Raw genomic sequence first — 25,757 nt, forward strand, 5'->3', positions numbered from 1 at the left:
ATCAGTGTTAGGGTGCACCAGCCCTCGCGTAACCGTTGCCGGCTATGTGCTTCTCCACATTCTTCAGGATTCCACGGACGAAGATCTCTGCCTGACGCGCGGTTCGCACGAGATCGTCCACGGTAACCTCGCGGCCGACCTCAGAGAATGACCTGTTCCCGTGTGCGAGCGCGTTTCTCTGCCGCTTGACGATCTCCAAGTCAATGCCGCCCCGGGCCGCTCGGTGCACCCCTACGCCGACACCGTGGTTGCGGCATACTTGTCTGATATTGTCCGCGTCGAGATTGCCAGACACCGGCAAACGCGACGCTTCAAGACGAACGACTGTTTGGTCAAGCGCCGCGAGGACCATGCGTGCTGCAGATTCCCGGTACTTCTCGGGCGACGCAGTTTCTCGCGTTAGCTTTCTATGCTCGCTGACGATCCATGTGTCTCGTATCTCGGTGCTCACCGACTGCAACGACCGCCCCTCCCTGGCGATGGTCTCGTAGAGCTCGCCAAAGGCGGAACGAATCGCAGCCTCTACCAGGTTGTAGATCAACAGGTAGACCGTAGCCTTCGAGACAGTCCGCCAATCGTCTTCGACCGGCGTTGCCTTGTAGCTTGCCTTGCTTTGTGAGCGAATCACAGCGTCTGGACGATCCAGCGCCTTCAGCATTCTGAGGTACTCGGATACCTCCGTGACCCTCTGCTCAAAGTCGGCTACCACAGCCTGCATCTCGTCAATCTCCTGATCCGAGCAGACGATCACGGACGAACTCGATTCGGCCTCGAAGACGAGGGCCAGAGTTGCTGGCGTGGGTCGTTGTGTGTGTGCGGAACTCCTCCGAGTCCAGCCAGCTCTGAACGGAACGCGGCTCAAGGCCCGGTTGATCGCGAAGGGCTAGGTTCGTACCGACCGCGAGTGCCTCGAAGCGCACACGAGGCGTGGCTCGAGAAGTGTCTCCCTTTGCGAAGCCATGGGGGAAGTGCTTCTCGACAAAGGCCATCGTGGCGTCGAACTCCGAGCGCATTCGGTCCTGTTCGAAGTCATCGCGATGGTCCTTTGCAAACTTGTCTAGGAACTTATCGACGTCATGCTGGAACTTCTTGTATCGGTCTGAGTATGCGAAGAACCGAAGGACGAGCTCCTCGTCTTCTCGGCGTTGCCGCATGCGGTCGCTGATCGGACAGAGGCGGGCAAAGCGCTCGTCTTGAGCACGGTCGCGGATGAAGTCCATGAAGGGTCCGGTGAATGTGCCTCGTCTGATCTCGCTCGCCTTGGCCTTTACGCCACTCGTGTTGACGCGATCAAAGATCTCCTGCCGGAGCTCCGGGGTCGTCGAATCATCGAGAACGACGAGCCTCATGGCCTTCGTGCCGAACTTCCGCTGCTGAGCCTTCGGTAGGTCACCGTGTCGGAATCCATTCAGCGATGGCAATCGCAACAGTCCATCAAGGACCAGGTCGTTGTTCACGAACTGCTCGAGGCTCTGTATGCGCTGGGCGCCATCGACGATCTCTAGCCGGCCGTCCTCCATGTCGGCAACGAACATCATGGGAATCGGCAAGCCGAGAATCACGGACTCGATGAAGCGGCGCTTGTGCGGCTCATTCCAGATGAACTCACGCTGATAGGGCGGCACGTAGAAGAGCCCATTCTGGAACTCTTGAACGATGTAGTCGATCGTGAAGTCCCGAAGGTCGTACCGAACCTCGTGCTGCTTAGTGCGGATCTCCGCTTCGGCCGCCGACCGATCGACGTCACTGATCTCAAAGAGCTGGTCTGGTGGCATGGCCTACCTCCGCGGTCAAGCGAGTGTCGCGTATGCTACGACAGGAACGGTTCTGGAATGAAGGTCGAGTGCGGTGGACGACGAATGAGAGCGAAACACCTGGGCAGTGATGGCGAGCTTCGAGCGGACTTCGACCTGGCGTTCGAGGCGGACACTGTGCGCATCACCGTACACGCTCGTGGAGGATCTGAATCGGCAGGCAATCAGACCAACCCGGACTATGAGAGCCTGGTCCAGATTCTCCTTGAGCGACTGGCTGGGTGTGGTGCGGCACTGCTCAACGTGCGGCTTGCGAGCAAGACCGTTGCCCACCTTCCTGCGAGCCAGCGGCGCGTGCAGCTTCCGAAATACCAACTCCCGCTGCCATTGATCTCGGTTCCGCAACTGACGGATCTGCGATACGCGATTCGTAGAGCTGTTGCTGCTTCCCACACGACTTCGGCAACGGCTGGGCACGGCAACGCAACGAAGAGAATTGAGCTGATTGCGTCGCGTCCGATGCCAGCCGCCGATATGGCTGCAATCCTCGAATGGGGTGTGGCAGAGTCCCCGGATGGCGGGGACCGGACAGACGCCGACGAAGGCACTGGGTTCAGCGAAGGAAGGCTCTTGCTTCGCATTCACCTGCAGAGGGAGCGCAACCAAACGCTCGTCAGACTTGCCAAGGATGCGTTCGTCAGCCAGAACGGCCGGTTGTATTGCGAATCGTGCGGCTTTGACTTCGAAGCGGTCTATGGGAACTTGGGGGCCGGATACATCGAAGCCCACCACGAAGAGCCTCTCGGAGCACGCAGGGAGGAAGGCGTGACCCGAGTCGAAGACTTGAGAATGGTCTGCGCGAATTGCCACCGCATGCTGCACAGGAGAATGGGTGACGATCCGCTCACGGTCGAGGGGCTGCGATGCCGTCTGCGCTCGTGAGTGGGCGGTTGCTGTAGTTGGTCGAGCGCTTAGGGCAATCCGGGTGGCTGTCATGATGCGGCCTCCGGCTGCCTAGTCGCTGAGGTCACACGGCCTATGAGGTCCAGCAACTTGTCAAGGCGTTCGACGAGCTTTGCCAGATCGTCCAGATTCGAAACCAGCGGGCGGACTGGATGCATGATGCTGTGACGCTGCTCGTTGAGGCCATTGAAGGTCTCCTCCCATTGCCTTCTGCTCTCGAAGCTGAGTTTCGACCGGAGTGGCTCGTGCTTGGCAACGACGCCGCCAAGTTCGCTGAGCATGGCGCCGGCGATCGGGCCAATGTCGACGTCGTCGCGCTCGGATATCTTCCAGTAACCGACGAGCGCCGCGCGGCGATCCTTCGGCACGAGCTCAAGCCACTCCCACGGATCCTTGAAGGAGGAACCGACTAGGATGGCAAGCTCGGCCTCGAGCTCGGCGAACAGGGGGTAAAGCGCCGCTCGTACCGGATGCCGGTTCAGATCGGAGAGAGTGAAGAAGCCAAGGGCACGTCCATTCTCGTCCCGCACGATGCCGGCGGGTTGGTCGAGTGTGAAGCGGAGGAGTTCATCGACTGTCGGCTCGGCGCCGAGCACCTTGGTCCAGAGGCCGGGGGTCGAGGCGGCGAGGTGTTGGCCGTTAGCCGCGAGCTCTGCGAGCAGCGGAGTCGGGACGAAGCCGATGAGCTTCTCCTCGGCGTCCAGAACCGGAGCGCCGTCGAAGCCGTGCGAGCGGAGAGTCTGGATGAGCTCACCGTCGACCGGGCCGACCTGAGCGGGGAGGGCCCCATCCAGCGATGTGACGACCTCGCGCATCGAGACTCGTGGCATTCGGACCGGCTGCTCTTGGTTCATGTCGCAGAGCCCTTGAACAGCCCGGATTCGCCTGCGACCTTGTCTTTCTTGCTCGTTCGCTTGGCTGATTTCTTCTTGGCTTTCGAGTTGGACTTCTTGTCGTGCAGGCCGGCCTCAACTTCCTCCTTGTATCGCTGGTGGTTGAGGGCAAGGAGGCGGGCAAGAATCTCGGCACGGGCATCGGGGTGGATGGTGAAGCGTTCGCCCTGCTCCGTGGGGTAGAAGCCGTGGCGCAACTTGTCGATTAAATCGCCCCATCCATACGCCGCGACCACAGCGACATCGAGGGCGGCGTAGGCCTCGCGGAGCGACGCAACTTCCTCTACGGACTTATTGTGCAAGAGGTTTGCCAACGATGTGAGGCCGATGTTTTGCGTGGTCATGTACGCTTGACGCCCGAGGTACAACGCCTCGCCGCGTACGGCAACGTCTGGTGTGAGCTTCGGAAAAGGGAACGTCTCGAAGCAGTCCGACGGTGTGTACCGAGCGTCCATGCGGAGACTTGGGCCGTACTCCAGGCGCCATTCTTCGTGCGTGACCGCCTGCATCGCGCCGAAGAACTCCCAAGTAGAGTCGGCAAACAGCACGGAAGTGTGTGAGTAAACGATGCCGAGCGGCACCCACGCCGGCGACCATCTGCGGCCCGTTTGTGAGCACATCAACACGCGTGCCATGTCAGCGATGGTCGCATACAGGTCGGGCCGCTTCTCTGCATATTGCCACCATCGCTCGCGGTAGACGTCGCGATTGTTATTCTCCCGCTCGGGCTTCACTGTCTCCTCGACGACGCGCAAGCATTCCGGAAAGTCCGCCGCGACAGGGTCGGTGTAGTCCTGCGGCACGATCCCTGTCCGCAGCCACGCTTTGCGTTGCTTGTCATCGGCGAGGACCCATGACGCCTTCCCGCCCCCCGGCAGCATCAACACCTCGCGCTTAAGCGGCCAATCGCGAAAGTTGATCACCCACCGGCTGGGCGATTGATCCGGGCGGCTATTTAGGTCCTGACCATTCAGATAGGGCATCAGGACCTCGGCGTTCTTCGGATCTTTCTCAATCAGCTGTTGGGCTTCCTCCGGCGTCATCACGAAGCCCATGCCCAGCACGATCGAGCCCTGGAAGCTCTTCCCCTCATTCGCCTTGAGGCGGTACGGCTTGCCAACGACGCGGCCGGGAGGCGTGAGGAACGACGTGACCCCTTCGGCCGGCTTGTCGTCGATGAAGTACGGACCTCGCCATATCTCCTCAGTGGCTCGTATGCTGCGTCCATACACATGGGCCACCTCGAGCGATGCCCCGCCGGGCCACGGGCGGCTTGACACGCCCCGCATGAGCTGGATTCGGTCGGGATGCAACTCGGCCCCGAGCTGGTCGAGCCCGACCTCGCGTGTGTCCCCCTGGGCGATCGTGTTGGTGGCGATCAGGCCAAAGTGTCCGCCTGTCCGGAGGAGCGAGGCCATCCGCAGGAAGAAGTAGGCCACGAGGTCGGCGCTGCCGCGTTGGCCGTTGGCGAGGTGGTCGACCAAGTACTCCCGGTACGCGGTGCCGAAGATGCCGGTGAGCTTCTGGCCGCCCTTGAACGGCGGGTTGCCGATGACCGCGTCGAATCCGCCGCGCGACAGGATCTCTGGGAACTCAAGGCACCAATGGAACGGGCGCTTGCCGAGCAGTGCTCGCTGGGCATACTCGTGCATGTCTTCCGACGAGCCCGAAAGCGTGAGCTGGCCGGCCTTGACCGTGGCGTGGCGGAGCTGGTCCTCCCGCTCACCGGCGTTCGAGGCCGGCTGGATGTACCCCGAGATGAGCATGTCGGCGGCGAACCGCAGTCGTTCGGTACGTGCGTCGGCCTCGCCGAGCAGGCGTGCCTGGGCCTGCACATGGCCGATGGTGTCGGAGTCGAGTTGCTCGATCTGCAGACGCGTGCCCGAGGCCTGCTCGATGAGCTCGGTGATCGACATGTTGGAGAACGTGGTCTGGACCGCGCTCTCAGGGTCGAGGCTGAAGCGTTGGAGCTGGCGGATGTCGTGCAGGCCGAGGAGGGCGTCGCCGCTGCGGATGGCGTGGTCGAGGAAGGAGAACGGCTTGTCCTTGGAGAGCGTGAGGAGCCAGATGGAGAGCTTGGCCATCTCGGCGGCGACGGGGTTGATGTCGACGCCGTAGATGCATCGCTGGGCGATGAGACGGCGGGCGGTCAGGAGGCGTTCGTCCTCGTCCTTCGGCACAAGGTCGCGTTCGCCGGAGCCCTTGGACCCGTCGTAGTGGATCGTGGAGAAGGTGAGCTTGCCGGGATTGGGGCCGGCGACTTTTGTCTCGGCGATGGCCCAGGATTCGACGAGTCGGTCACCAAGGTATCGGCAGGCCTGCACGAGGAAGGCGCCGCTGCCGCAGGCCATGTCGCAGACCTTGAGATCGAGGATCTCCTTGGGCGTGAGGAGCTGCCACTCCTCGCGGGGCTTGCCCTCGGCCGGGCCGATGTACACGAGAGGTTCAAGGGAGTGCTCGACAACTGGCTCGGTCAGGCTTCGCGGTGTGTACTGCGTGCCGGTGTCGGAGCGATCTTGGCCCTGGGTGGCGAAGAGCTGGCCTTCGTGGATGATGATGGGTTGGCCAAAGTCATCGTCGCGCACCAGCGATGCAAACGGCTCGACGCGGCCCCAGAGCTCGTCAGACCCGCAGGCTCGACGGATCTGGTCAACGCGTACTGCATCGAGTTCGGAGTCGAGGAGTTTCTCGACGGACTTCTTGCTCGACTTGATCTTTAGCTTCGCGAGGCGCTCGACGAGCTTGGCTCGGCTCTGCGAGGCGAGAGACTCGAGTTCTTCGAGTTCAACCTCTGGTTCGTCACCATCCTTGCCGTAAAGGCCAAGAGTCGGTCCGTTGGCTCGGACCGCCGTATGGTCGAGCAGGCCCTCGTAGACGTGTCCGATCTGCTCGATGTCGAGCGCTCGGAAGGACAGTCGCCGAGACTCGACCTGCTGCCCGATCTTCGTCTGGAGGTACTGCAGAGACTCCAGGCAGTGGAGTACCGTGCGGTTGTCAACGGGCAGTGGATCAGCATCCGAGTCCTGCCAGGTCGTTCCCTTCGGACGCCCTTCAAGGAAGGGGAACCTGTCGGGATCGAACAGTCCGCCGCCGTATGCTGGGATTTGCAGCCGATCATGGTGTACACCAGAGTGCACGGCTCTAAATGCCGCAAGCAGACGGCACCACGCGTCCCGGCGCCGCTCAAGAACCTCCTCGCCGTGCTGTTCGGCGACTTCCCGGAGCTGCTCGCACAAGGTCGAGACGGCGTAGTACTCGTCGAAGACCGGGTCGCCCAGTAGGAGCAAGCCGCGCTCCTCGGCCGAGAACAAGAAGACGAGCCGCATCATGACGGTGACCGCGGCCTCGTAGATCTCGCCGACCTCGAGTTCTTTCAGGAGTTCGCCGCCGAGGTCCTGATCGGCCCGGTCAAGTGTGCGGACGAGCATCTCGACGGCGCGGCGCACCTGCAGCCCGAGCTGATCGGTGACTTCGTGCTGGTTCTCTCGGCTTCTCGTCAGGAGAGATTCGAGGGTCTCATCCTCACCAACCGCAAAGAACCGGTGGCGTCCTAGCAGCGAGCGGAACGCGGCGAAGGTGTTGGGTTCGTCGAGCCACAGCTGTGCATACCAAGTCGCGTATCCAACGGTCTCATCCCGAGGTGCATCGACCAGGCACCACTGCTCTCCATTGGTGACTAGGCCGAGTCGGACGCCAGTCGCTCGGCACAGCTCGGCCATACGGGATTGGGGTGAGGCGGCCCACCGCGACCCCGCGACTCCCTTCTCAAGTTTCTGCGATCGCGGATGGATGCACACGAGCAGGCGCGAGGTCCTCTCGTCTAGCTCGCCGGACTCATGGATGACCAGCTGTGGCCAGAGCATCTCCGCGTGCTCGTCGACGTGGTGTCGCAGCGTCTTCGGAACATCCTTCCAATCTGCGAATGAGGAGACGTAGCGATCCTCATGCTCAAGCAGCTCCCGGATGACAATGCCGAGCCACTCGGCGTGCCCGCCAGTCGGGTCGACCGACCATTCTTCGTACGCATTTCGGAGTCGCTGTTTAGCATCAGTCTCGACCGCGTCGAGACCATGGCCGAGCGCATCGACGAGCACGGGAAGACTCAGGAATGGTCCCGAGGTCTCGATCAGATGCAGCCAGTCGGCGTGGACCGATGCGACAGAGGGTCGTCTCCTAGCCATGACGCCAGCCCTCCGGAATGAGGATGGTCACGGCGAGTGGGAAGAGGCGAGGTTGGGGTGAGCTGTAGCGGCTCCGGATTGCCGACTGTTCCTTCTCGAGCTCGTCGGGCAGTGCGGCCAAACGGCGCTGGAGAGCATCTCGGTTGCGATTTAGTTGATCTTGCTCGTCGGGAGCAAGGCCCTCCAGGAACATCTGACCCTGTTCGATATCCTCGAAGCCCGAGCGGATGGCCTGCTCCAGCTCGTTGATGACCGTCTCGATGTCCGAGAGGTCCCTATCGAGCCTCTGCTCGAGCTCCCGCTCGATCGACCCAACGCGATCGCGCATGCGTGCTTCGAGTGCAGAGACGGCCCTGTCTTCATACTCACGAACCAGCCGCAGAAGCGAGTCCGCCGGCAATCCCTCGGGCATTGCAGAGCTCGCAGCCCTGAGCAGATCTTCCATCGCGGATTGCGAGAAGCGCTCCCAGCGACCGTCCTTCGTCGTACCGCCGGCGGTCAGCAGTTCCTCATGCAGACGCTGATGGCTTGCTCCAACAACGATCAACCGACCATGCACGACGATCGCGGGTGATGTGAGAACCGAAGCCGGGACCGGCCGTGCGGTGATGCGATGCAGCTTCTTGCGGTCCTCTGGTTGCCAGATCTCGGCCCTGAGGAGTCGGAGGCTCATCTGAACGAGACGATGATTGAGATGTGCAAGCACGACATCGGTGCGGCCATTCGCGACATCGTGGTCGAAAGTGATGGGGCGCACTCGATGGGAGACCGAATCTTCAAGACCGTCCGCGCATCGCTGCCAGCTCCCCCTTAGCGTGGGCATCTTGAAAGCGGCTCCGTCGGAGCCGGGAAGAGGCGCAGGCACGAGCTGTGGAAGGTCAGCGAGAGCAAGTGCCGTTGACACCGCGTTCTGGACATGCAGAGGATCGAGACGAAGCGTCTCCCTGGTCTCGGCCAGTCGCTCTCGAAGCCGCTGCACACGCTCTGCGACGTTTCGTTCGAACTTGAGCTGTCGGCGGACTGCGTTGGCCTCGTTCTCCGCTGCTGCCGTATCGAGGCTGCGACGCTGGCCGAGCATGGCCTCCTCGACCTGATCAGCGATGACGGGGCCGACCTTGCCAAGGTCCTGGCGAATCGTCTCGACCTTCTCGGCAGCGCGCATCAAGAACTCGAGGTCTCCCTCCAGCTCACTCGAAGGACGGCCAGCGTTCTTGGCCACTCGCTCCTTGTATCCGGAGCCAACGAAGTGGTGAATGAGAGGTGTGCGCTTCTGGCCACGACGATCGATGCGGCCATTGCGCTGTTCGAGACGGTTCGGATTCCACGGGATCTCGATGTGAACGAGCTTGTTGCAGTGGCGTTGGAGATCGATGCCCTCGCTGGCACACTCGGTGGCGATGAGGATTCGGACCGGCGTTTCCTTGGGATCATGTTGGAAGTGAGCCTTGATCCGCTCTCGCTCGTCCTCCTTCATTCCGCCGTAGATCGTCTCCAGGCGTCCCTCTTCGGCGAGACCGGCAGTCGCCAGGCGCTCGACGAGCCAGTTCTGCGTATCGCGGTACTCGGTGAAGATAAGGACGCGCTCTTCGTTCCACTCGCCGTTTGGGCGTAGCTGTCCCGTCAGCCACTCGATCAGCAAGTCGCACTTGGAGTCTGGGCGAACGCTTGCCCGCTTTGCCCAGTCCCGCAGTCCGTCGAGCAGCTTCTTGTCCTCGGAAGATGCGTCGAGGAGGGAAGCCGCCGACGTGAGTGCATCGTCGGTCGCCTCCTCGAACTCGAGCTCGGTCGAGAAGTCGTCATTGGTGCGAGCAACTCGTAACTGCAATGCTCGCTCCGACGCAGCGGCCGCACGCTGGCGCTTGGCGATGGTTGCCCTGTGCTTCTCCAAGGTCTTCAGGAACGCCAGAGGGCTCGAGAACAGCCGCTTCTTCAGCGTCTTGAGCACGAACTCCGCAGCGAATCGGTCCTTCGGAGTTGTGCATGACTTGGTCAGACGAGACGCGTACTCCGAAAGTTGGCTGTGAGCATCGCGCTCTGCCTTGGAGTAGTCGACTTCTAGAGGAACGAGCTCCCGGCGTGGAAATCGGTCCGACCCATCGGGGTTTTTGATGTCGTCCTTGAGCCGCCGCACCATCACCCGCCGCAGCTGTGCTTCGTCGGGAGGCGTGCCTCGCGCGAATCGCTGGTCGTCGAGCAACTCCAGTAGCGCCGTGAAGCTCTCCTGATAGCCATTGTGGGGCGTGGCAGAGAGGAACAGCCGATGCTCGAAGTGCGGCGCGAGTTCTCGAACTGCAGTCGTGCGCTGTGAGTCCGTTGCGTACTTGCCGCGCCCTGACGGTGCACAGTTCTGAGCCTCATCTAGCACCATGAGGTCGAACCGGCGCGGGTAGGGAGATTCACCGCGTGGCGGGAGAGCCTCTCGAAAGAGCTGCAGGGGGCGATCACGCTTCAGGTAGTCGATTGACGTGATGAGCCGAGGGAAGTGCGTCCATGGGTTCGCGTGAATGCCCCGCGTGCGACGGAGTTGCCGCATGAGCTCGGAGTCGACGATGCGGAAGTCGAGTCCGAACTTCTCGTGCATCTCGTCCTGCCACTTGAGCTGAAGACCGGCTGGGCAGACGATCAGAACCCGGTTTGCTCGGTGACGAAGCATCATCTCGAGGATGATGAGACCGGCTTCGATGGTCTTTCCGAGGCCGACGTCGTCCGCAATCAACAGATTGGCCCGCGGCATGTCGATCGATCGAACAACCGGGTCGAGCTGATAGTCGTCGATCTCGATTCCGCTGCGGAACGGTGATTGCACATTGCGGTGGTCGGCTGTCGATACGGCTGCCCATCTGACTGCGTCGAGCAACGCATCCAGTGCCTCAGGCTCATCGAGGCCAGTGGGTGCGGGCAGAGTTGAGCGTTCTAGGACGCGCGCGCCGGGTTCGAGCTCCCAGACCACCTGAAGCTCCTCGCCGAGGCCATCGTCCTCGACAGAGTTCAACGTGACCAGGTGTTGCCCGACGCGATCCGGTCCGTCACCCAACGCGTCGCCCGCCACATCAGTAACAACGAAGCGACGCTCGCGTACGGAAACCAGTTGGCCCTCTTCGGGGAGCAGTGTGGCTGAGTTCGATGCCAAATAGCAGCTCCTGTCGAGGGGAATGCACAGGCTACGTCGTGTGATTGTGCGTAAACGGGCTAGTGTGATGATGGACGCTGGGTATCAAGCTCTTTGTATGTTGTGAGCCAGTTATCGATGGCCGCCTTGCTGAACCGCCAGTGCTTCCCTACCTTCTGGCCGGGGATCTTGCCCTCTTGGGCGAGCTTGTAGAGGGTCGACTTAGCGAGTTGGAGGTACGCCGCGAGCTGCTCGACGGTCATCACGTCGGGTGGCGGGTCGGCAGCGGGCTCGGGAACGCTTGGGGTGGGCATCCCCGGATTGTACCAGTTGGTGTCAGTTCGTGAGGCGGTGAGGAGGTGGTCGAGGCCCGGTGGTGCGGCTGGACCTCGATGTGAACCGCTCGGTCAGGAGCCGTTCGGCTTGCCGTTCTTGCCTTCCTGGTGGATCCAGGTGTGGGCCATGTCGGCAACCTTGGCGACGACCGGCAGGTCGTCGCGTCCGAAGCTGTCGGATGATTTCCACTCGTCCTCGTCCTTGTAGAGACGGGAAAGGGTGACGTTGTGGCGGACGCCGTTCTGAGTCTCGTTGGCCCAGATGGCGGCCTTGATCGCTCCGAGCCGGATCTCGTGGACCGGCTTGGTCTTTCCGTTCGTGCTCATGGGCACCTCCTTCGTTTGTTGGAATCAGTCAGCACGCGAGGGCGAGCAACGAGCTCGCCTTCTCGTCCACGTCAGTCCGGTCGCCGACGTTCTTCATTCGTCCGGCGAGTCGCGTGAGCGCATCGACCACCGCGAAGATGGTCAGCCGTCCCTCCGCCTTGGCGATGCCGAGGGCGTCCTTGGCCAGCTTGCGAGTCACGCCGTGCTTGGCGAGCACCTTGAGGGCATCCTCGTGGTCCTCGCCGAGTCGCTTGCGCATCGCCTTGCGAATCACCTCCACGAATCCGTCGCGGCGGGCGTCCCGCTTCTCGACGAGTGCGTGCAGACGGCGCCGCATCTCGGGCAGCGCGTCCTCGACGCCCGCCGTGTGCTTGCGGCTGTACTCGACGACCTCCGTGGCGTCCCAGACGATGTGATTCTGGCACACGGCCTGGAACCAGAATGTCTTGATACCGACGGAGCGCTTCCCGACCTCGGAGTTCCAGAGAAAGAAGCCGGGCGCGAACGCCTCGCCGTCGATATCCACCCAGCCGGTAGGGTCGATCAGGAAGATGAACATGTCCTGCTCGCCCCGGTAGAGGCCGGTCGCCCCGCCGATGCCCTTCTGCGGCGGCTCGAAGTCCGTCGCGAACTCGCGGACCATCGATAGCAAGTCGATGTCGTGGAGCCGGGTGTAGCTGGCGGGGTGGACAGCCCGCACCGTGCGGTCGCGCGAGAGCACCTGGAGAGGTTTGCCGCCCCTCGGGAGTGTCTCGGCGAGCGCGTGTGAAGCGGTCCTAGGTGACAGCCGGTTGATCGTGTCCTTGGACACGCCAGCCAGCCGGCACACCTGGCCAAAGCTCCAGGCTGTCAACTCGTGCTGGACCCCTCCGACTCCGAGGCGCAGCCGCGTGTCGTGGCCGTCGGGAACGAGGCCGTCGGGCGGAACCCACTGCACCTGGGACTCGGACTTGGACTCCTGGCAGGCGTCGTACAGCGCCTGCATGCTCTCGAATGTCTCGTCGGGACTGCGCGCGAACAGCTCGCTGCTCGCATCGGTCAGCGTCGTCATGGTCGACTCCTTGTTGTCGTGTTGAACCTCTTGTTGAACCTTCCCGCACCACCGGGTCTCGTCGTGCGGCGCGCAGAGATAGGCCGCCCGGCTTGAGCCGGTGCTCGCTTCTGCCCTGCGTCAGTTGGTTCAATGAGCAGGCCGCGTGGCCCTCGGTCCATTACCGACAGAGATCGTCGAGAATGTCAAGCACTACCACAACGTCTCTCGGACGATTCCGCGAATGTGAGTGCTTACTCCCCATCATCGGCGTCATCATGCGGTTCTTCAACGGTGACCATCTCGAACCAATCGGCTCCGGAGCCCGCGGAGAGATCGAAGCGGGTGACCTGCCGGACAGCGTTCGAGTTCACAGGGTTGGCCAGGATTGCGACCTCAAAGCGATCGGTGTTCTCGGGGTCTCGGAAGACGCGGTAGAGGAAGTAGCGCGTTGATTCCGTCTCGGCATTTGTGAATTCATTCTCTGTGAGCTCGACTTCTCCACTGCGGCTGCTGCGGCCCTTGACCTCGATAAACCTGGCGATGTCAGAGCTGCTGACCTCCCTGTGCTCACGAGCCCGCTCGTAGGCCGAAGCGGAAGTGAGGCCGATGATGTCGCATCCGAATCCATCAGCGCCGTGAAGGTGGCTGACTCGAACGGGGAACCTACCCTCGAGCTTCTCGTATTCCTCTACTACCCTGAACGTCACATCCTCAGTGGCGAGTGGTCCGCGACGTCTCGTCCGCGTGCCACCGGCGCCCGTGGTGATCACAAGTCGCCGACGAGCGCCCGGCTTGCGTTTGGGCGCATCGACTGGCTTGAATTCAACATCATCGTCAGGTCCGTCACCGCTGTCGTCACCATTGGTGTCGGTCTCATCCGACGGCTCGTCTTCAGCGTCGTCATTGCACGGATCATCGTCGTCGCGTGGCGATGGGTCGCGGGGCTCGGGCATCGGTTGAGGTGGTGCGACATCATCCTCGATCTCGGTCTCAAACCGCTCTCGGGCCTGGAGTAGTTTCGCATCGGCGTCTTCGTCGACGAGGCCGCGGACGACGTCCTCCATCTCGGCGGCTGTTCTACATCGGAGAACATTCGCCACCTCGGCCGCGACATCGGTCCCCAACAGCTCCGCCACGAGATTCGCGACGCTCTGCCAGAAGCGGACGAGGGACGCCGCTTCGCGGTCGTAGTCGTCCACGATGTAAAGGGTTCGGTCCAAGAGCAGTCTGTCGCCCTGGCCGGTGAGCTCGATCATCTGAGTCTCACCGTTCGGGAGTGTGGCCTCGGCACGGATGCACGTGCACAGACGTAGTTCAGCCTGATGCAGGAGATTGCGTTCGCGGTTGTCCTCGTCGATCTTCTTCCCGAGTCGTATGGCATAGATGAACGGCAGCGCTCGCCGGAATGCGAGATTGGCGTCTTCGCTGGATGGAGCATACTCCGTGCCCTCGTGTTCCAGTTCGATCTGGATGTCGCGCGCGGCGAGAGGCTCGATGCCAAAGAGGTCGCGTACGAGCTTCGTGGACTTCCGCCTCGGCAGCTCAGCGATTTTGATGTGCTGCTCGATGACGCCGGGGACAGTGACATTTGCGTTGTAGCGGACATCCGAGACCGGCAGGTACTCGACAGCACCTTGGAACCGCGACCACACACGGCCGGTCTGCTGGAAACGCCGCTTCGCGAGACTGTCGTCCGTGCCAACGTTCGCCTCCACGAGCGTCCTGTAGATACCGGGTGCGTGCTTACCCTCTGGGTCATCGTGCGGGAGTCGTTCGAGGAGTTCGTAGAGCGAGTCTGTGTCGATGGCTTCGAGCGAAGAGATCGCTCCGAGGCGCGTCAGCAGACCGTTGACCGCCCTCCGCCCGCCACTGCGCTGGATGGCTGGGTCTTCCACGTGGATCGCGTGACGGAAGTAGAGGCCTCGCAGTAGGCGGCTGCCCGCTCCGCTGAGGATGATCTGGCCGGGTGTGCAGCGGTTACCCTCCTCGGTCGGCACCCACGGGGTTGAACGCAGGGCGAGCATCACGGGATTCGGGACGCGAACTGATTGATCGGCCCACAGCTTCTGCTCCCGAGCTTTGCGTGCGACGAAACAACCGTGCTCGTCGGTGTCGCTTGCCAGATAGGACTGGCCCTCCGAGAGCAGGAAAGCCACGAGCGCGGTCGGGTCCGCCTCCTCCAGTATCTCCTCGAAGTGTTCTGGAAGTGTGGAGTCATCGATACCAATGTCCTTGCACAACCTGAGCGCCGCAGCCGCGTCCTCGCATTCCTCCTCCCTGACAATCGTGGGATACTCGAGTTCCTCCAGCGCCCTTCGGGCAAGTTTGGAGCTCTGTTTGTAGTTCAGAGGAACGCTCTTGGGCTTGTCATTCACACCGAGCAACACGAGGAATCGAGCGGTGCGACTCGCATCCTCCTCGCTAAGTCCAAGCTGCTCGGGTGAGGCGACAAACTGCACCCCGTCGATGCGGGAGTAGATTCGATGGAGAAGGTCGCCGCCTGGGTAGTCAGGCCCGAGGTAGCACTCCTCGGGGCTGCAAACGTCACCGCCCGCTGTCAGCACCGGAACGGTGACTCCTGTTAGCTGGCCTGGCTCACCTCGCGTGGTCTTGAAGAGCCACTGCAGGAGCTCGGCTGTTCGCTGACTCTTGGTGGGTTGCTCGGCTCGTCGGGCGCGCGAAGCCAAGGCGCGAACGACTGTGTCGAGGCGGTATTCGTCGACCCGCGCGCCACGAGCCTCCAGCCGTCCGGCCAACGCCCGGACGCTCGACCCCGTGGCGCTTGATTGAAGTCCACGCTGGAACTCGGTGTGGACGAACTGGATATCACGCGCCCAATCCGGCACCGGGAAGGTCTCGGCACCTGGCGATAGGAAGCACTGCTGCTCAGGTTCCAGGAACGAATCGGACGACGTCAGGATGAACGATCCGAGTGGAAACTTGCCTAGGCGTTCGGTCGCCAGCAACTTGCCAACGAGTTGGCCCGCAGCTTCGGGGGCCATCTCTTCGAGCTGGGTCCTGAGGCGGCGAACGAGCGCATCCTGTTCGAACCAGCCAATGTTGAACAGACCAAGAACGCCGGTGAGTCGTTCGTCGCTCCTGACATCGAGCACGGACGAGAAGTGCTCGGGATTCAAGAGCGGATGCCACGAATCGTGTGGAGTGCGGTGAGCACCTTCAGCCGGCCCGAGGCTCCCGTCAATCCGCGGGAAGATGTAGCGATCCTTTAATGCGGAGACCGCCTGGTCCACGAATCCGAGCCTCAGGAGTTCCGGGTCCGCGTCGTCAAGACCGTCGAGCAGCCGAAGAGCGCGCTTGGGGTGCTCATTGTCAGCCTCATCCGTCACAACATCCGCGAGGTGCGCTGCAAGGGACTGGAGCACGTGCCGGTTGTCGTCTGTGTTGTGAACTCGGTTACGGTCGTCGCTTAGCTCCAGCGTGGCATGGAGCACAACCGGCAATGGCAACGCATCTTGTGTGGGGAAGAACACGCAGAGACATCGGTCTGGTGAAGCTGTGGGCTCGTCGGGTACCGCGATCGCGGTTTCGAAGTCCCGTTGCTTGCGAGTGCGGCTCTGCTCGGGTGGGGTAATACGACCTTCACGACGATAGAGGGTCCACAGGGAGTCTCCCTCTGGACTCTGAATGATGAGCCGTGTGGTGTGATCGTCCACGACCTCCCGGAGAATCTCCCAGCGCCGAACCTCTGTGCCATGAAGTTCGATCTCGTTCAGCGAGCGGCAAAACAGGAGTGCCTCGGTGGGGATCGTGTCGAGTTGCCGGAGCACGTCCTCATATACCTGCTCCCGTCGCTCGTCCTCGGGCATCCGGAGAACAACCACGGTGTCGAAGCCCTGGTCCCGATACTCCAATGCCAACTGGAGGTCCCGCTTCGCTGGAACGTACGGGAACCGCATGATGGGGACAGGGAGGTGTCCTTCGGCATCGGAAAATTCAGCGAGTCGGGCGCCAATCCGTTCCGAGTCCTTTCCGAGTGCCTCAACGACACTGTTGGCCTGTGCGCGGTCGAAACCAACGGCAAGGTGACCACTAGAGATGAGCGGGCATTCGGACCAGGTGAGCACGGACCGGAAACCGAGTCCCTTGCAACCGATGTACCTATTGCGGTCGAGCTGCTTGGGACTGCAATCACTTATGACCAATGACTCAAGACCACCGAGCGAGAATGCCGTGCCCGAGTTGGCGACGACGATAGAGTCGTCCCGGATACAAACCATCAATCGCGCTGGATCCGATCCCGCCGACGCATCGTCGGCGTTCTGAAGAAGCTCAAGGAGCTGCCGGCCCCGATATCCCTCAATCGCGGCTGTCTCTCTGTTGGCGTGACTAATCAGCTCCTTGGGTTGACGGCGGTACAGCTCCAACTGGTCTGCAGCGAGGTGTTCGACCGCCGCGGCAGCCTCTGCGTTATCACCGAACCCACGACCAGACAACGAGGAGAGCCCTCGCTGTCGGGGTTGCTCAATGCTGTGAGTGGCATCGCTCATGTCTTCAGAGTCTGGTGATCGGCCATGCCTCCATTCTATGAGGGGATCACCGCATGCCGGATTCTGTCGGCTCGCCGTCGCCGTCGGGGTTCGCCCAGAACCGCCCCGACGGCAGCGGCGAGTCGGCCGGTCACCCTTCGGCCGCAGGCCTGTCGGACGACCTGAGCCCGAGGGGTTCCGGTACTGTGGATTCGCCAAGCCCGGCGAATCCGTACGCTGCACAGTCCAAGCCTCGCCGTCGCCGGCGCGGAGCTACGCCAGGGATCGGAGCGCCTCCGAGAGCAGTCGGGTGAGCGCCTGCTCGTACCTGATTCGGTGGTCTGCGAATCGCGGCGCGTTGTTCGGCAGGAACGTCGCCTCGGCGGGAACGGCCCTGGTTGCGAGCAGCGGGAGGCTTGGTTCCACGGCGCGGAGCAGAGCGCGCACGGCATGGCTCGTCGTCAGCCTGGTGCCCGTGACCCGACGCATCGTCTCGGTGAGTTGCTGAAGCGTTGTGTCGGTTCGCTCATCGAGGACGACCTGACGCTTTCGGTACTCGGGGTCAGTTCGCGGATGTGCCGTCCTGATCGTAGACGGCATTGTCGCCGCGTCTCCGGCTTCAAGGAGGGACACGATGGCGCTGCGCGTCGGCTGGGAGGCTCGGCGGGTCGCCATTACGACGCCCTCGCCACACGCGGAGACGGCTGGATGTCTCTCCCGGAGAGGTACGACTCGAAGTCATACTCCGCGAGTTCATTCCGCCCAAACGCGCAGCAATAGTCCCGGAACGCCTCGCCATGATGGACGCGTCGTTCGACTTCGACAGCGAGTCGGAGGAACTGGCGGGCGGCGTTGTGGTGGCGGTGCACCGGATGCGTGAGCAGCGGCCGGCCAATCATCGCGCACTCATGCACGGCTGTTGCCTGGGAGATGCGTGTGACGAATCGTCGCCCGGGCAGTGAGGCGTCGATCGCCTGCGTAATCTCGCTGCGGGTCCGCGTAGCTCGTTCGTCGACGCAACAGAGCAGGACACCGAGGATCTCGAGCCCGGGGTTGCGACGCTTGCGTACTTCGGAGATGTCTCGACATGCCTCTGTCAGGCCCAACAGCGAGAGGTGATGCGGGAGCACCGTGAGCAGGAACCACTCGGCCGAGCCGTAGGCAACGAGCGTGGTCGTGTCGGCAGGGTGCGGGCTGGTGTCGAGCAGGATGAAGTCATACCGGAGAGCCTGCTCGACGACCGGGCAGAGGAGGCTGGCGGGGTCCGCGAACCGCGCGATCCTCCTGTGAAGCGTGCTGAGGTCGTGGCGGGCCGGGATCAGGGCGACGCCCGGCGGCATGCCATCGGTGATCGCTGTTGGTTCGAGTTCCGCGTCCCCGCACAGCAGTTCGAGGGCCCCCTCGTATTCGACGCCATCGATGCCCAGGTGTCGTGTTGCCCCCGCGGCCGGGTCGAGGTCGATGATCAGAACGCGTTGGCCGCGGACGCCCAGGGCGGCCGCAAGATTGATGGCCGTCGTCGTCTTCCCAACGCCGCCTTTCTGGTTGCCGATCGCGATGACGGTCGGTCGTGTTGTGTACGTGGTCATAAGCATCCCCCTCTGTGTGGCCGGCGTGCGTGCCGGCGTTCACGACTCCGGATAGCGCAGTCAGCGTCACGACGCAAGAGAAGAATGCACTCCCAGCGGACGCAGGCGTGCGGGCAGGCGGGCGTGCGGGCAAGCGCGCATGCACGCCGACGCGCTTTGCACCTTGCGCAAGCGAACAAGCATCGATAGCGTGGGAGTTGCTGTTCCGCGATGTTGGGATGGTCGAATGGGTTGCGCGGAGCGGGCATCGCTGCCCGCCCGGCGCGTGGTGGGCAATGCAAGGCCAGGCTGCCATAGGTGCGGCCGAGCCGTCAATCCCCCGCGTCGATTCCGCGAGAGACAATGGGGGGAACATGAACAGGAATCGGTCCGGCTATCGCCCGGCCCACGCGGTTGTTGCGTCGCATATCCCGGGCGGATTCGTGCCGGTACGAGCGGCAGACCTGCTTGTGGCGTGGCGCCTCTACGTCAGCGGAGAGATGCAGCTTCGCGACCTCCGCCTGTGGTTGGCCGCCCTGGAACTGCGGGCCCAGAGCAGGTTCCGTCGCCGTCGTCTTGGGGACAGCGAACTCGGAGAGCATCTCAAGAGCATCGCGGGCGACCAGCGGTCGGCGGTTCGAGCCGCAAGGCAACTCCGTCGCTTCGAGGCTCGCGTCAAAGCCGAGGACGTGCCCTCATCGACGTACCTGAAGAACCTGCGACGTCGTGTGCCGGTGCCGCGGAGGTTGGTGACTGAACTCGCGCGGTCGGGGTCACGCGCGAGCATCGCGTCCGCGGTGGGGCACCTCCTCCGTTGCATGTACTGGCGTGGTGGTTCGGTGGTCTCCGGCGGGACCGCCAAAGCCGCCCTGCTTGCCGAGTCGCTGGGTGTCAGCCTGCGGACCATCCGCCGGGGTCGTCATGAGCTCCTGTCACGGGGTTGGCTGGAGTCGGTACCGGTGAGCCAGAACGTGCTGAACCGCCACGGGTCGGTGATGCGGGTGTCCTCTGGCGCAGCCGCAACATCCCAGATGGCACGCCCCCCGGCGGTGAAACGACGCGATCTGGCACCCCCAAAGAACCGGGACCAGCTCCGCTGTCTCTTAAGAACCAGAACCGACCACGAGAGGGGCCAGGATGGCGATCGGTTGAGCTTTGCCCACGCGGACACCGTGTACCGGCGACTGACGGCTTCTGGGCGAATCCAGGCGAGCGACGCGATGAGGCTCGCTGTGCTGTCTTGTGCCGCATACGCGGCTCGGTGCGCGAGCCGGTCGCCCATAGGGCTGTTCCGCTACCTCGTGAACAAGCGACTCTGGACCCGACCCACATGCGGAGACGAGGACCGAGCGGCTGGCTGGCTACGAGGGTCCGACGAGACGGAGCGGCGTGGTCTCGAAAGCGTGGAAGACGTTGCGACTCGGGTTATCAAGCGACTGGCAACATTTCCGACACGTTTGCAGCAGAATCCGCACAACGGTGATGGGACGCGTCGGTTCGCCGTGCCCTGAGGGTCTGAGCTGGTCGCACAGACGGGCCATGAGGGGAGGGCGGACTCGCGTCCTCTTTGCCCGCATCTCCCAGAAGGAACTTAACGGCTGTACACTATACACGTGTTTGGGTCTATAACTGCGGGCTTTGACTCGCGATCGCCGGTTGGATCAAGGAGCACCCGATGGGTGAAGAAGGCATGGACGCCTTGCGCGTGAACTTCGACCGCGTACGGTCAAGCTCGAGTTCCACGCGGCGATGGTCAGCTCCGAAGCGGCCCGGGGCACGGCCGAGCAGTGGATCAAGAAGGGCAAGAAGGCGGTGAGATGGACGCGGCTACCCTTCTGCCTCTTGGACGACAACCAGGTGCGCCTGCAGCGGCTGGCGCTGCCGACGGCGGTGAAGCACTGGTCGCTGACGACGCTGCGCAAGTAGCAGATCAAGATCGGGGCGAAGGTGGTGCGGGACGCCCATTACGTTACCATCCAATTCGCGGAGGTGGCGGTGTCACAAACGCTCCATGCGGCCATTTTTGTGCGGGTTTGGCGGTTCGCGCGGCCCCGTCGAGAGATGTACCGGCATGATGGCCTCGCCTGTAGGTCAGACGGGCCCGACGGAGAGCGCCGTGGGTGACAGTGCCTCAAGATCCTGTGTTACTAGGTTGTTTGGTTTTCCGCAGCAGTGGGCGAACGGGCGTTGCGGCTTCTGCCGCGCACATCTCACCCGCACGTGGTCAGATCGGGCCTTTGCATCGCGAGATAGCGATACTCTGGTGGAGAATGGCGAGGCGGCCGGGCTGAGGTCAAATGCGAAATGTCGGTTCTACGTAAAGACAAGTGCGTGACGTCGCTTCGGGGCCCATTGGAGCGGGTGATCGTCGCTGAGATTGCGAACAATCACCTCGGCTGCTTACGCGAAGCAGAGCGTCTCATCGATGCGGTTGCCGGGGTGTCCACTCGTACAAGCACTCCAGTTGCAGTCAAGTTTCAGCTGCGTGATCTCAACGTGCTCCTCCACAGGACATTGCAGTCCGCCCATTCTCAGCGGTACGTCCGCAAGATTCGCAGCCGCTCTCTCCCACTGGACGTCTATGGCGATCTGTCGAAGCGTGCACGTGACCATGGCCTGATTGTTGCGGCCACGGTTTTTGATGAGAGTGCTATCGACGCGGCAGTCAACTTTGGCATTTCGATTCTCAAGCTTGCGAGCGCCGACCTTTGCGATTACCACTTGGCGACACACCTAGCTACCACACGCAGCAATATCGTGTTATCGACTGGAGGGGCGAGGTGGACCGATATACAGGCCGCCGTAGCACTGCTTTCTGAGTCGGCTCGCACATTGACCATCAACCACTGCGTGTCGCTCTATCCGACGCCTATCGATGCGCTTCGCCTTGGGAACATCTCGGCGCTTCGCTCGCACTTCCCACACGCCACAATCGGCTTCTCGACTCATCAACCCGACTTGGCGATCGCCAGCACCGTTCGACGCGCGTGTTGCCTCGGCGCGATGACGCTTGAACGTCACATCGCACCGACACGCTTCGGTTTCGCGCCATACAACTCGGATCCTGATCAGTTTGCGCGCTGGAGCGAGGTCTTTCGCGATGCTGTGGGGCACACCTACGACGCTCCGCAGGTCCGCTTCGCCGGGCCTACAGAAGCTGAAGCCCAATACCTGGCACCCACTCGCCGTGGACTCTATGCGAAGAAGTCGCTTCCGCCGGGTTGCCGACTAACCGTGCACAACACCTATTCGGCCATCCCATGGTTGCCTAACTGCCTGAGTGCTGCCTGCCTCAGATTGCCTCTCGTCATAACCAACCACGTAGATGCACATGGTCCTGTCTCACGTGCCTCGGTAGGCTCCGACCTCTGCGAAGAACAGGCTGTCAGATGACCGGGCTCACAGTCATCATTCCAGTCATGGATCGCCCTACTGTTGGCGAAACCGTTGCATCCGTAGCGCGTGCAGCGCCAGATGCGGCGATTCTGATCGCTGACGGCGGCACTCAATGCGCTCGCACACTCGCGTGTATACGCGACGCCGTGTCTCGATACCCACGCGTCAAGCATGAGGTGATACCCCAGCAGCCCTTCAACAAGGCACGGCTACTCAACGCTGTAGTTTCACATGCCGGTGGCAGGCAACTGCTCTTCTCGGACGCAGACATCGTCTGGGCGTCTGACGCCGTTACCTCGCTGTACAGCGCAGCAACGTCTGCTGGCTGCGATCTGGTGTTCGTGGAGCACGTAACTGAGACACAGGCCGCAGCAGGCTGCCGCACGATTTTCGTAGCCACCGCGACCCAGACTTGCGAAGGGTTCGAGGTCTCGCTTCACTCCCAGGCAGTCGGCCACACGAGACCAGGCTTTGGTCTGGTGCTGGTTGGCCGAGACGTGTTCTACTCAGTCGGCGGGTTTCGAGAGGATCTGGTCGGGTACGGGTTCGAGGATCAGGATCTTCTGCTCCGCGCTTCGTTGCTCGGCTACTCCGTCTCCTCAACGGCAGGATGCCAACACATCACCCACGCTGACACGGAACGTGGCGATCCACTCCTTCTCCGCAAGCAGCGCAACGCCAATGTGCTCAGATCGCTGTCGGCGCTAGCGCGTGGGGCGCTGCATGGCGCCCTGGCGACTAACGCTTCCCCCGTTTCGCATTGCACGCGCGTCCAGATCTGCCCAGAGTTTATGAACGAGTTGCTAGAATCCGGAGTTGGGTGAATGTCAGCTCACACTAGGACGCATGCTGTATCGCTCCTCGTGGCCTATCGGGATCGTCCCGACCATCTGCACACTTTGATTAGTCGCTTGGCTCTCGACGAGAGCATTCTCGCTGGAACACATGAGCTGGTCCTAGTAGAGGGCAGCCACGCTCCGACCGCCCAGTGGGTGGAAGAGCTGCCATGGGCGCAATACAAGTTCGTCCCTCATACTGGGCCCTTCGCACTGGCACGGCTACGCAACCAGGCGGCGTCGCTAGCTCGAGGTTCGTTCGTGGTTCCGTTTGATGTAGATCTCCTGCCAACAGACGGCGTCCTTGCACGACATTACGCTATCGCAGCGACTTCGCCGAACATTCTGGCGGGAGGATACCGCTTGCAGTTGCCAGACGATTTCTCCGCCAGCGCAGACGACTCGCTGGACCCCACCGCGCTTGGGCTGCACGCGTCCGCCCTGTGCGCCGAAGACAGCCAGAGCGCGCTCTTCAAGTACCTAGCACATGGCGAGCGCTTCGGCGTGTGCGTCCATATGCCGAGAGACCTGTTCCTTGCGGTCAATGGGTATGACGAGGCGTTTGTGGGATGGGGAGCAGAAGACGCAGACTTACTCGAACGACTGTGCATCGAGGACGGCAGGACTTTGGCACGTTGCTACGACCTGCTCTACATGCATCAGGACCACTCACTTGCCGACGATTGGAACGACCAGTCACTGACTACTGCCAACCGTGAACGCTACTATGCGAAACGGCGGGCGCGTATGCACACGGACCGGCCGCAATGACCCGCATCACCATCGTTGTTGCGGTTCGTAATGCCGAACGGGCTATCGCTCGTTGCATTCAGTCTATTCTGCAACAAGAAGGCGTTTCGTGGCGATGCGTCATCCGCGACGATGCCTCCACGGATCTGACTGAGCAGGCGATTCGTCGCGCGGTAAAATCAGACAGGCGCTTTGTCGTCAGCACTGCTGATCGGCGCGAATGGCCAGCAACTACACGATGGCGGGCCCTAGAGATCGCGAGTGCACTCCAAGGCGCATGTTCCAGCGACATCGTCGTGCTTCTAGACGGTGATGACTACCTCGCTGGCCCTGATAGCCTGGTTAGCATCAGAGACTTTCAGGACTCACATCAGCTGCTTGCGAGCCACGGCACATTCTGCGACGGGGACGGCACGACGTGCACTTGGTCGCGCGACTACACAGCCAGCACCAAGGCTCATGGCACTTTTCGCCAAGCCGAGTGGGTCGCCACTCATACCCGCGCCTTTCGACTGGGCCTCTACGAACATCTTGACGAGCGGGTCTACACCTACGCCGGCAGGCCGATTCGTGCGGCTACTGACTTCGCTCTCTTCGTGGCAGTTCTCGAATTGGCAGGGCGCCGCTCGATGCACTGCCCGACCGTGACCTACGTGTATGACGACAGGGGTGGGCGGGCTATGGCCGCACGTCGCCGTCAAGTGCAACAAGCCTGGAAAGAGCGCCTGGCACTTACACCCTCGTTCTCGTCGCTATCTGATGCGATCTGTGCCGCAATCCTGCTTGGACACACCTAGATGATAACTTTCATAACCACACCCCCACACGCCTACACGCATTCGCTGTTTGTCGAGCATTTTGGCGATCGTGTTAACCAGCCGGTTCATGTAGCAGCCGGGATTCCCAAGCAGATTACTGACCTAAGCCAGAGCACCGTAATCTGGTGTGACCTAGAGCGATATCGTGATGATGCGGTTGGCGAACTTGAGGCCGCCCAGGCGAGCGTTGGCGCCGGCATCGCTCGGCGAAGTCTCAATGCCGCAGGGCGAGCGGGCCGGAGGCACGAGGTGGCCGCAACACTGTTTGCGTCCGGTGTCAACTCCCACCGTACCCTATCGACTCGCGAGTTTGAGGATCTGGCTGCAGACAACGCGGTGCGGTACCCGGTGTTCATTCGTCGCATGTTTGAACACGATGGCGCGCAGTCCGGCTTGCTGACATCGTATGCCGAGGTACAGCACGCCTTGGAGTCTCTTGCGCTCGCTCAGGACGATATTGCCGTTGTCGAGTTTGAGGATACTCGGTGCTCCGATGGTTGGTTTCGAAAATATGGGGCGTTCTATGTGGCGGGTGAGGTCATACCCAGACACTTGTTCGTTAGCCGATGCTGGCTGAACAAGGGGGCGGATGCTGATCAGCGATTCAGTGCGGAAGAACTGGAGTATGTGAATGGCAATGCCCACAGTCGCGCAATCGCTTCTGTCTTCCAAACGTGTGGACTCGAGTACGGCCGAATCGACTATGCCACTAAAGACGACAAGCTCGTCGTATTTGAGATCAACACGAACCCGACGGTTATCGATATCGGCGATATGAATAACCGAGCACGACTTGAGGCGACCAACGCCTTCGTGCGACGTTTTGCCATGTCACTGGATGCACTGTGAGTAACTGTGGAAGCAGATAGGGTCACAATCGCCGTAGTCGATCAGTCTGCCCACGACCTGGCAGATACCTACGACTGCATACAAGCCGCTTGCAAGCGATCTGCAATCGATCTGGTCATCTGGACTGAGCCGACATCTGCAACTGTCGACGCAATTGTCGCAATGGACCCGGTTCCACTCGCGGCGATCGCACAAGGAGTCGTTGTCCTGGGCCGCAGGACGATGAATAGGGCTGAACGGCTCATGGCTGCTGCGGAATCGGGCGTACGGACTGCTCGCTGGCAGTGCGCCGTGGATGTGGCTAGCAGCAACCACGGCGACAGATCCCTTTGCGTCCTCAAGTACGATTGGTCTTTCGGACGCCGCGGTGTGTCGCTTGTCGATTTCACAGACGACTGGCAGTCGACCGTTGGCAACGGTGATGTCTTAATGGAGCGTCTTGCTGAAGACTCGCGAAC

At 62.0% G+C, this 25,757-nt stretch carries 18 protein-coding genes; 7 read left to right on the plus strand and 11 right to left on the minus strand.

Features of this window, described 5'->3' with window-relative positions:
- Positions 1–7: 7 nt before the first annotated feature.
- Together RIE32_01585 and RIE32_01590 are read right to left on the minus strand one after the other, a co-directional pair.
- The gene (locus RIE32_01585; protein MEQ9094936.1) at positions 8–751 is read right to left on the minus strand and encodes an MAE_28990/MAE_18760 family HEPN-like nuclease; all 744 of its coding nucleotides are present in this window, start codon (positions 749–751) and stop codon (positions 8–10) included.
- Positions 723–1,775 carry a DUF262 domain-containing protein gene (locus RIE32_01590; GenBank protein ID MEQ9094937.1) on the minus strand — a complete coding sequence of 351 codons (1,053 nt, stop codon included), beginning with the start codon at positions 1,773–1,775 and terminating at the stop codon, positions 723–725. The genes RIE32_01585 and RIE32_01590 overlap by 29 nt, the downstream gene beginning before the upstream one ends.
- An 84-nt stretch (positions 1,776–1,859) precedes the next feature.
- Here RIE32_01590 and RIE32_01595 point away from each other — a divergent pair, with 84 nt between their 5' ends.
- Positions 1,860–2,696 (plus strand): HNH endonuclease, encoded by an 837-nt coding sequence (locus RIE32_01595; GenBank protein MEQ9094938.1) that lies wholly within the window; start codon positions 1,860–1,862, stop codon positions 2,694–2,696.
- Between the two features lie 50 nt (positions 2,697–2,746).
- Here the strand turns inward: RIE32_01595 and RIE32_01600 are convergent, their stop codons facing one another.
- The 9 genes from RIE32_01600 to RIE32_01640 form a co-directional block, all read right to left on the minus strand.
- Entirely contained in the window at positions 2,747–3,532 is a 786-nt protein-coding gene (locus tag RIE32_01600) for a hypothetical protein (GenBank protein ID MEQ9094939.1), read from the minus strand.
- 35 nt (positions 3,533–3,567) lie between these two features.
- A complete protein-coding gene (locus RIE32_01605) occupies positions 3,568–7,791 on the minus strand; it encodes a hypothetical protein (protein ID MEQ9094940.1) in 4,224 nt (1,407 codons plus the stop codon).
- The gene (drmD, locus tag RIE32_01610) at positions 7,784–10,921 is read right to left on the minus strand and encodes a DISARM system SNF2-like helicase DrmD (protein ID MEQ9094941.1); all 3,138 of its coding nucleotides are present in this window, start codon (positions 10,919–10,921) and stop codon (positions 7,784–7,786) included. Before drmD ends, RIE32_01605 begins: the two co-directional genes overlap by 8 nt.
- Positions 10,922–10,980: 59 nt before the next feature.
- Positions 10,981–11,214, minus strand: a complete 234-nt coding sequence (locus RIE32_01615) for a helix-turn-helix domain-containing protein (GenBank protein MEQ9094942.1) — start codon at positions 11,212–11,214, stop codon at positions 10,981–10,983.
- A 93-nt stretch (positions 11,215–11,307) separates the two neighbouring features.
- Positions 11,308–11,562, minus strand: coding sequence for a hypothetical protein (locus tag RIE32_01620; GenBank protein MEQ9094943.1), 255 nt, complete (start codon positions 11,560–11,562; stop codon positions 11,308–11,310).
- A gap of 28 nt (positions 11,563–11,590) precedes the next feature.
- The gene (locus RIE32_01625; protein ID MEQ9094944.1) at positions 11,591–12,613 is read right to left on the minus strand and encodes a hypothetical protein; all 1,023 of its coding nucleotides are present in this window, start codon (positions 12,611–12,613) and stop codon (positions 11,591–11,593) included.
- Between the two features lie 233 nt (positions 12,614–12,846).
- A complete protein-coding gene (locus tag RIE32_01630) occupies positions 12,847–17,103 on the minus strand; it encodes a DUF3883 domain-containing protein (protein ID MEQ9094945.1) in 4,257 nt (1,418 codons plus the stop codon).
- A gap of 252 nt (positions 17,104–17,355) precedes the next feature.
- Positions 17,356–17,682: a hypothetical protein gene (locus RIE32_01635; protein ID MEQ9094946.1), complete on the minus strand. Its 327-nt coding sequence runs from the start codon at positions 17,680–17,682 to the stop codon at positions 17,356–17,358.
- A 74-nt stretch (positions 17,683–17,756) separates the two neighbouring features.
- Entirely contained in the window at positions 17,757–18,671 is a 915-nt protein-coding gene (locus RIE32_01640) for a ParA family protein (protein ID MEQ9094947.1), read from the minus strand.
- Positions 18,672–20,399: 1,728 nt separating this feature from the next.
- Between RIE32_01640 and RIE32_01645 the strand changes: the two genes are divergently transcribed.
- From RIE32_01645 to RIE32_01670, 6 genes are all read left to right on the plus strand, one after another.
- Positions 20,400–20,576 (plus strand): hypothetical protein, encoded by a 177-nt coding sequence (locus tag RIE32_01645; GenBank protein MEQ9094948.1) that lies wholly within the window; start codon positions 20,400–20,402, stop codon positions 20,574–20,576.
- Between the two features lie 435 nt (positions 20,577–21,011).
- Positions 21,012–22,043: an N-acetylneuraminate synthase family protein gene (locus RIE32_01650; GenBank protein MEQ9094949.1), complete on the plus strand. Its 1,032-nt coding sequence runs from the start codon at positions 21,012–21,014 to the stop codon at positions 22,041–22,043.
- Positions 22,040–22,870: a glycosyltransferase gene (locus RIE32_01655; GenBank protein ID MEQ9094950.1), complete on the plus strand. Its 831-nt coding sequence runs from the start codon at positions 22,040–22,042 to the stop codon at positions 22,868–22,870. Before RIE32_01650 ends, RIE32_01655 begins: the two co-directional genes overlap by 4 nt.
- Before the next feature lie 375 nt (positions 22,871–23,245).
- Positions 23,246–23,653, plus strand: coding sequence for a galactosyltransferase-related protein (locus tag RIE32_01660; GenBank protein MEQ9094951.1), 408 nt, complete (start codon positions 23,246–23,248; stop codon positions 23,651–23,653).
- Positions 23,650–24,429 (plus strand): glycosyltransferase, encoded by a 780-nt coding sequence (locus RIE32_01665; GenBank protein ID MEQ9094952.1) that lies wholly within the window; start codon positions 23,650–23,652, stop codon positions 24,427–24,429. Before RIE32_01660 ends, RIE32_01665 begins: the two co-directional genes overlap by 4 nt.
- Complete coding sequence (locus RIE32_01670) at positions 24,430–25,299, plus strand: hypothetical protein (protein MEQ9094953.1); 870 nt, start codon at positions 24,430–24,432, stop codon at positions 25,297–25,299.
- The last annotated feature ends 458 nt before the right edge of the window (positions 25,300–25,757 follow it).

The sequence above is a fragment of the Phycisphaerales bacterium genome, from assembly GCA_040221175.1.
GTDB lineage: Bacteria > Planctomycetota > Phycisphaerae > Phycisphaerales > UBA1924 > JAHCJI01.

Coding starts and splice junctions, on each gene's coding strand:
- RIE32_01590 (MEQ9094937.1), bottom strand. CDS start 1,775: ATGCCACCAGACCAGCTCTTTGAGATCAGTGACGTCGATCGGTCGGCG.
- RIE32_01595 (MEQ9094938.1), top strand. CDS start 1,860: ATGAGAGCGAAACACCTGGGCAGTGATGGCGAGCTTCGAGCGGACTTC.
- RIE32_01600 (MEQ9094939.1), bottom strand. CDS start 3,532: ATGCGCGAGGTCGTCACATCGCTGGATGGGGCCCTCCCCGCTCAGGTC.
- RIE32_01605 (MEQ9094940.1), bottom strand. CDS start 7,791: ATGGCTAGGAGACGACCCTCTGTCGCATCGGTCCACGCCGACTGGCTG.
- RIE32_01615 (MEQ9094942.1), bottom strand. CDS start 11,214: ATGCCCACCCCAAGCGTTCCCGAGCCCGCTGCCGACCCGCCACCCGAC.
- RIE32_01620 (MEQ9094943.1), bottom strand. CDS start 11,562: ATGAGCACGAACGGAAAGACCAAGCCGGTCCACGAGATCCGGCTCGGA.
- RIE32_01625 (MEQ9094944.1), bottom strand. CDS start 12,613: ATGACGACGCTGACCGATGCGAGCAGCGAGCTGTTCGCGCGCAGTCCC.
- RIE32_01630 (MEQ9094945.1), bottom strand. CDS start 17,103: ATGAGCGATGCCACTCACAGCATTGAGCAACCCCGACAGCGAGGGCTC.
- RIE32_01635 (MEQ9094946.1), bottom strand. CDS start 17,682: ATGCCGTCTACGATCAGGACGGCACATCCGCGAACTGACCCCGAGTAC.
- RIE32_01640 (MEQ9094947.1), bottom strand. CDS start 18,671: ATGACCACGTACACAACACGACCGACCGTCATCGCGATCGGCAACCAG.
- RIE32_01645 (MEQ9094948.1), top strand. CDS start 20,400: ATGGTCAGCTCCGAAGCGGCCCGGGGCACGGCCGAGCAGTGGATCAAG.
- RIE32_01655 (MEQ9094950.1), top strand. CDS start 22,040: ATGACCGGGCTCACAGTCATCATTCCAGTCATGGATCGCCCTACTGTT.
- RIE32_01665 (MEQ9094952.1), top strand. CDS start 23,650: ATGACCCGCATCACCATCGTTGTTGCGGTTCGTAATGCCGAACGGGCT.
- RIE32_01670 (MEQ9094953.1), top strand. CDS start 24,430: ATGATAACTTTCATAACCACACCCCCACACGCCTACACGCATTCGCTG.